Below are 6,363 nucleotides of genomic sequence, written 5' to 3'. Positions count from 1 at the left end.
TGCTCTTCGTGGGCGTGGGCGTGGGCGTGGGCGTGGGCGTGGGCGTGGGCGTGGGCGTGGGCGTGGGCGTGGGCGTGGGCGTGGGTGACGCTGTCGCCGAGGGGATAGCGGTCGGTGACGTGGTTGCTGTCGCGGTTGCGGTGGGTGACGCGGTTGCGGTCGCGGTTGGTGACGCTGCCCCGGTGGTGGTTACGGTGACGTTGTCGAATTGCGCTGTCGCATCGTACGTCTGGAGCCCGATCCGCCCGCTCCCGAACGAGCTCGCCGTCGCACTCAGCACCGACGCGCCGTTCACCGAACCGGTCAGCTTGCTGCCGCTGACGGTCAGTCCCAGCGTGTACGCGTTGCCCGCGCTCACGGTCAGCGCCGCCTCGCCGAGAACCGTGGCGGTGCCCGACCTGACCGACTCCAGGCGAACCTTCCCGGTGCCGGCGAGCGCGAGCCGGTAGAAACTGGTCGAGCTGGTGGAACGCGCGACGATCCCGGCGTACCCATCAGCATTGATCGTGATCGGCTCGACCGTGGCAGTCACCGTGTAGTCGGTCCAGCCGGTGTCGCCGGCGAACTCCCGGGCCGGCGTCGCCCCGCTCTTGCTCTGCCGCAGCACCTTGCTGTCGTCGCTCGCCACCGCCCACGTGCCGCCGGACTTGCTCCAGCCCGCGGTGTCGCCGTCCTCGAAGGTGTCACTGAAGGCCGCAGTGTTCGCCGCCGTGGTAACGGCGTCCGTGCCCGCTCCGGTTCCCGCGAACGAGACGGTCGCCGCCGTGCCGATACCGGCCACTACGGCAGCCATGCCCGCCGCGAGAACGACCTTCCGCTTGCGAGAAGCCTTCTTCTTCGGTGCGTCTTCCATGGGTTCCCTTCCAGGACCGGCCTCGAAGCGGGGGTTGATCTTCGAGGTGACGGACATCTGGTGGCCCGCGACGCCCAGGAAGTTGCAGGCAACCCCTATGTGGTGACCTGGATCACTCAGTAGGGCTTGCTCGCCGCCTCGGCCAGGCAGGGCAGCACGGGCGTCAGCCTTTCCCTGTCAGCAATGCGAGAGCACCAGCGGTCGCCTCGTCCGCGGACGCCTGTTGTCCGGTTGCTCGCGCGACGACGAACGCACCCTCGACGACGGCCAGCAGGGCGGCGGCCGTCTTCGCAGGATCCAGCCCCCGCGGCAGGGAACCGTCATCCACGGCCTCGCGAACCACATCGGCGAGGAGGCCGGCCAGCTCGGTGAACGCGGCACCCAGCGCTTGCCGGAGGTCGGCTTCGGCGAGAATCCCGGCGTCGTAGGCGAATCCACCGATCTGGCACCCGCCGAGCGCGTCGCCGGCCGAGGCGAGGAAGGCGGCCAGCCGGTCCCGGCCGGTCGGCAGGCCTTCCATCGCCGAGCGTACGGAAGCGATGAGGTCTCGCCCGTTCTCGACGATGACCTGCTCGACCGCCCCGGCAACGACGAGATCCAGCTCGACTACTTCCTCGACTACGGCACGAACCCGGCGCTCTACCCGCCGGTCCAGCAGTGGCTGCGCGACAACCAGCCCCCGACGCTGATCGTGTGGGGCGCCAACGACGTCATCTTCCCGGCCGAGGGCGCCCACCCCTACAAGCGCGACCTCAAAGATGCCGAGTTCCACCTCTTCGACAGCGGCCACTTCCTCCTCGAGGACCGCGCCGACGAGGTCTTCCCGCTCATCCACGACTTCCTGACCCGCAAACTCGGCTGACCGAACGGGTCGTGGCCCGGTCGCGTCCGGGCCACGACCGGTTGACTGTCAGCCGTCAGCCGTGGTTGATCCCGAGCGCTGCGAGCAGCTCGCCGAGTGTCTCCTCGGCGAACGTGTTGTGCGCCGTGAGCAGGGCACGGACGGCCTCCGGGTCGGGGACGAGACCCGCCTCGGCCGACCACGCGAGGGCCCGCATGAGCACCTCGTCGGCGCTCTGGTCCAGCTCCGGCGCCCCGAACTCCGCCGCCGTGTCCGGATGCAGGTAGGTGTGCCACCCGCCGCCGGATGGGCTCAGCGCCTCGACGTCGGCAACATCACTGTCCATCACGTACGCCCACAGCGCAGGCATTCCCGTTTCCGCTACCAGAGCGGCCAGTGCCCCGCGCGCATCGCCGTCGAGCTGCGCCCACCGCCAGCCGCTTCCCAGGTCGATCTCGTCGAGCAGACTCCCGCCCTCGAACAGATTCCCACCCCCGAGCAGATTTCCGTCCTCGAACGGCTTCCCGGTGCGAGCGACCAGGATCCGGCCCGTGTATCCCATCAGTGATTCCATTTCTGGTTCGAATTCCCGGTGCATTCCCACACCTGGGCCACGACCCCGTTCGACGCGTCGCTGTCGGTCACGTCGACGCAGGCGAAGTCCTTGAGACTCACCAGATCGTACGAGTCGTTGTAATCGAAGCGCTGCGCGCCGGACCCGTTGCAGGTGGCCCCGCGCAGCCGGGCGCCGTCCCCACTGCCCGTGACCTGGACGCAGAGTCCCAGCACCCGCAGGGTGTCGTCCCCGGGGAGATCGAACTTCTGGGCGTCCCGGCCGTCGCACTGCCACAACACGATGGCCTTGCTGCTGGTGTTCAGCTGCAGGCACGTGCCGGTGCCCATGTTGCTCATGGTCGTGCCGGCCGCGGTGCTCTTGGTGCTGGTCGCGCCGGGCGCCGCGGCGGTCGGCTTCGTCGTGGTCTTCACCGACGTGGTACTGGCCACCGGACTGGACGCGGCACCACCGTTGTTCGGCCGCGACGGTGCCGCGCTGCGCGACCGGTGCGTGGTCGAGCTAGGCTTCCCACCGCGGGGTGTCGCGGAGCTCGCCGCCGGACCAGGCAGCTCTTGCGCCTGCCCGGGCAGTGCCGCGGACGGGGTCTCGCCCGCCTCGGCGGTGGAGAACAACGGCCGCGCGGCGATTCCACCACCCACCAGCAGCACAACCACCGCCGCCGCCGACCACCAGATCGGCCGCACCCGCCTGGACCGCCCCGCTACGCCCGGCCCGGCGGCCCCACCCAGCCCGGTCACCGGACCCGAACCGCTCGCTGCTCCGGGACCGCTCGCTGCTCCGGGACCGGCCGCTGCGCCGGGGCTGGCCGCTGTGCCGGGGCTGGCCGCTGTTCCAAGGCCGGCGGGCGTCGCGGCGGGCGGAGCGGGTCGAGTGTCGGGGAGAGACCGCGTGTCGGGGCGAGGCGTTGTGCCCGTCGCCATGTTCGGGTGGGGGCCGGTCGGTGTGGGAGCGGGCACGGCAGGGCCGCCGGTCAATTGCTGTCCGCCCTGGCCGGCGGCGAATTGCAACTCGGCGGGATCGGTGGCAGGTGGTGGTCCAGCGGGTGCGGGACCGGCCGCAGGCGCGGGACCGCGAGGGGCCGGGCCGTTCGGGGCGAGGGCGGCGAGGCGGTCCAGGCCGGAGGGGGTGGGGGCCAGGACGGCCAGGGGATCGACCTCGGAGGAGGAGGGGGAGGCTGCGGCGGTGCGGAGGAGGGCTTCGGCCGTGTCGGCGGTGGCTCGGTGGGCGGGGTTCTTCTGAAGGAGGCCGGCCAGGGCGGGGAAGAGCGCGCCCGCGCGGACGGGGGGTTTGGGCAGCTCGGTGGCCAGGGCGGCGAGGGTGGCGATGGGGGAGGAGCGTTCGTAGGGGGTGCGGCCTTCGACGGCGTAGTAGAGGGTGGCGCCGAGGGACCAGAGGTCGCTGGCGGGGCCGACCTCGCCGTCGAGGGCTCGTTCGGGGGCGAGGTAGGACGGGGAGCCGAGGAGGACGCCGGTCCGGGTCATCGCGCTGTCGCCGGCGGCCACGGCGAGGCCGAAGTCGGTGAGGACGACGCGGCCGTCGGTGGCGAGCAGGACGTTGGCCGGTTTGACGTCGCGGTGCAGGATGCCGGCGCGGTGGGCGGCTCGCAGGCCGTGGAGGATGCCGAGGCCGATGCGGGCGGCCTTTGCGGGCGGCATCGGGCCTTCCTCGCGCAGGACCTGGTGCATCGAGCGGGAGTCGACCAGCTCCATCACGATCCACGGGCTGCCCTGCTCGTGGACGACGTCGAAGATGCGGATCACGTTGGGGTGGTCGAACTGGGCGACCGCGCGGGCTTCGCGGATCGCGCGTTCGCGGAGCTCGGTGATCTCGCCGTGGGTCAGGCCGGCCGGCAGGAGGAGCTGTTTGAGCGCGACCTCGCGGTGCAGCAACTCGTCGTGTGCGGCCCAGACCCGGCCCATGCCACCCTCGCCGAGGATGCGCACGAGACGGTAACGGGCTGCGACCATTGTGGATTCGGTGTCCGGCACCGCGGCAGATTACCGGCAACCCCGATCATCCCGGGGGCCCATCTCCCCGTGTGTCGCATGGCGGACACGATGTATCTGCCCAGGGCCGCCGGCAGACGTCGCTGATCCGATCCTGCGGGATCCCGCAGGGGAAACAGGGTCAGACCTCGATGTGTGAGCCCATGATCACCGTACGGTTGCGGGGCAGGCCGAAGTACTCCGCGGCGTCGGCGGTGATGTAGGACGTGGCGACGAAGAGGTGCTTGCGCCAGGGGGCCATCGTCGGGGCCGTGCCGATCCGGAGCTCGATCTTCGACAGGAAGTACGAGGCCTGGTCGAGCTGCAGGTGACCCTCGGTGATCGCGGGCTCGAGCTGCCGGAGCACGCCGGGCACGTCGGGGGTCTCCATGTAGCCGAAGCGGGCGATGACGTGGATGATGCCGTCGTCGCCGTAGCCGAGGTCGTCGGCCACGATCCGCTCGTCGTCGGGGACGCGGGGCACGGGCTCGGTGGTGAGCGTCATGATGACGACGTTCTCGTGGCGGACGTGGTTGTGCTCGACGTTGGCGCGCATCGCCAGGGGTGCCGTCTGCTTGCCGCGGTTGAGGAACACCGCTGTGCCGCGTACCCGCTGGATCTGGGATTGAGGGTCTCGTAGCTCGTCGATGAACTCGCGCAGTGAGCCTTCCTGACGGTCACGCTCGGCAGTGACGATCTTGCGGCCGCGCTGCCAGGTGGTCATGAGGGTGAACGCGGTGAGGCCGATCAGCAGCGGCAGCCACGCGCCGTGGGCCAGTTTGGTGAGGTTGGCGGCGACGAAGAGCAGGTCGACCGCGAGCAGGACGGTGGCGCCGCTGACGATGAGCCACAGCGGTGCGCCCCATTTGCCGCGGGCGACATAGAAGAAGACCAGGGTGGTGATGGTGATCGTGCCGGTCACGGCCATGCCGAACGCGAAGGCCAGGGCGGCAGAGCTGCGGAACGCGAAGACCAGCGTGAGGACCGAGACCATCAGGAGCCAGTTGATCCACGGTACGTAGATCTGCCCGACCGAGGATTCCGACGTGTGCACGACCCGCAGCCGGGGCAGGTAACCGAGCTGCGCCGCCTGTGACGCCACCGAGTAGGCCCCGGTGATGACAGCCTGGGAGGCGATCACCGTGGCCGCGGTGGCGAGCACGACCATCGGCAGCCGTCCCCAGCTCGGCAGGAGCAGGAAGAACGGGCTGCGGATGTTCGCCGGGTCGTCGAGGATCAGCGCGCCCTGGCCGAGGTAGCTGATCGTGCACGCGGGGAAGACCAGGAACAGCCAGCCGCGGGTGATCGAGCGGCGGCCGAAGTGGCCCATGTCGGCGTAGAGGGCCTCGGCGCCGGTGACCGCGAGCACGATCGCGGCGAGCGCGAAGAAGGCGATGGGGAAGTGACCGGCGAGGAAGCCCACTGCGTACGTGGGGGAGAGGGCCTTGAGGATCGCGGGGTGACCGGCGATCCCGATCGCGCCGAACGTGGCGATGACGACGAACCAGATGATCATGATGGGGCCGAAGATGCGCCCGACCGCGGCCGTGCCCCGCCGCTGGACCAGGAACAGCACGACGATGATCACGGCGGTGATCGGCACGACCAGGCTGCCCAGGGACGGCTCGACGACCTTGATCCCCTCGATCGCGGAGAGCACCGAGATCGCCGGGGTGATCATGCTGTCGCCGAAGAACAGGGAGGCGCCGAAGATCCCGACCGCGGCCAGGATGCCGGCCGACTTGTGGCCGCGCTGCGAGCCCCACCGCCGCAGCAGCGCGATCAGCGCCATGATGCCGCCCTCGCCGTCATTGTTGACGCGCATGGCCAGCAGCACATAGGTCACCGTGACGATGATCATGACGGACCAGAACATCAGCGAGACGACCCCGAAGACGTTGCCGTCGCTGACCGGGACGGGGTGCGGGTCGTCCGGGCTGAACACGGTCTGCAGCGTGTAGATCGGGCTGGTGCCGATGTCCCCGAACACCACGCCCAGCGCGCCCACCACCACGGCCAGCCGGACGGAATCATGCGAAGTCGTCACGGTGAAACGATAAAGGTCAACTCGGGCGCAAGAGGGCGATGCCGGAATCCGCCCCAATAT

General features: G+C 70.2%; 6 protein-coding genes. 1 reads left to right on the top strand and 5 read right to left on the bottom strand.

Going from position 1 to position 6,363, the window contains the following annotated elements; translation table 11 throughout:
- Both Ahu01nite_RS43085 and Ahu01nite_RS52095 read right to left on the bottom strand, forming a co-directional pair.
- Positions 1 to 853 (bottom strand): 3-keto-alpha-glucoside-1,2-lyase-like domain-containing protein (locus Ahu01nite_RS43085; protein ID WP_369076643.1); only part of this gene is annotated, 853 nt, incomplete at its 3' end.
- A gap of 163 nt (positions 854 to 1,016) precedes the next feature.
- On the bottom strand, positions 1,017 to 1,373 hold the full coding sequence (locus Ahu01nite_RS52095) for a TetR family transcriptional regulator C-terminal domain-containing protein (protein WP_438874862.1): 357 nt from the start codon (positions 1,371 to 1,373) through the stop codon (positions 1,017 to 1,019).
- On the opposite strand from Ahu01nite_RS52095, the gene Ahu01nite_RS43080 reads away from it, so the two are divergent.
- A complete protein-coding gene (locus tag Ahu01nite_RS43080; protein WP_438874863.1) occupies positions 1,296 to 1,715 on the top strand; it encodes an alpha/beta fold hydrolase in 420 nt (139 codons plus the stop codon). The genes Ahu01nite_RS52095 and Ahu01nite_RS43080 overlap by 78 nt on opposite strands.
- Before the next feature lie 55 nt (positions 1,716 to 1,770).
- On the opposite strand, the gene Ahu01nite_RS43075 is transcribed toward Ahu01nite_RS43080, so the two are convergent.
- The 3 genes from Ahu01nite_RS43075 to Ahu01nite_RS43065 all read right to left on the bottom strand — a co-directional run bounded on the left by Ahu01nite_RS43075 (position 1,771) and on the right by Ahu01nite_RS43065 (position 6,303).
- On the bottom strand, positions 1,771 to 2,256 hold the full coding sequence (locus Ahu01nite_RS43075) for a hypothetical protein (protein ID WP_203842560.1): 486 nt from the start codon (positions 2,254 to 2,256) through the stop codon (positions 1,771 to 1,773).
- Positions 2,256 to 4,259 carry a serine/threonine protein kinase gene (locus tag Ahu01nite_RS43070; RefSeq protein WP_203842559.1) on the bottom strand — a complete coding sequence of 668 codons (2,004 nt, stop codon included), beginning with the start codon at positions 4,257 to 4,259 and terminating at the stop codon, positions 2,256 to 2,258. Before Ahu01nite_RS43070 ends, Ahu01nite_RS43075 begins: the two co-directional genes overlap by 1 nt.
- A 139-nt stretch (positions 4,260 to 4,398) precedes the next feature.
- Positions 4,399 to 6,303, bottom strand: a complete 1,905-nt coding sequence (locus Ahu01nite_RS43065) for a potassium transporter Kup (RefSeq protein WP_203842558.1) — start codon at positions 6,301 to 6,303, stop codon at positions 4,399 to 4,401.
- Between the last annotated feature and the right edge of the window lie 60 nt (positions 6,304 to 6,363).

Origin of the sequence: Winogradskya humida, assembly GCF_016862215.1 — a bacterium.
In the GTDB taxonomy this organism is placed as follows: domain Bacteria; phylum Actinomycetota; class Actinomycetes; order Mycobacteriales; family Micromonosporaceae; genus Actinoplanes; species Actinoplanes humidus.
This window is presented reverse-complemented; position numbering and strand designations above follow the sequence as displayed.

Coding starts and splice junctions, on each gene's coding strand:
- Ahu01nite_RS52095 (WP_438874862.1), bottom strand. CDS start 1,373: ATGGAAGGCCTGCCGACCGGCCGGGACCGGCTGGCCGCCTTCCTCGCC.
- Ahu01nite_RS43075 (WP_203842560.1), bottom strand. CDS start 2,256: ATGGGATACACGGGCCGGATCCTGGTCGCTCGCACCGGGAAGCCGTTC.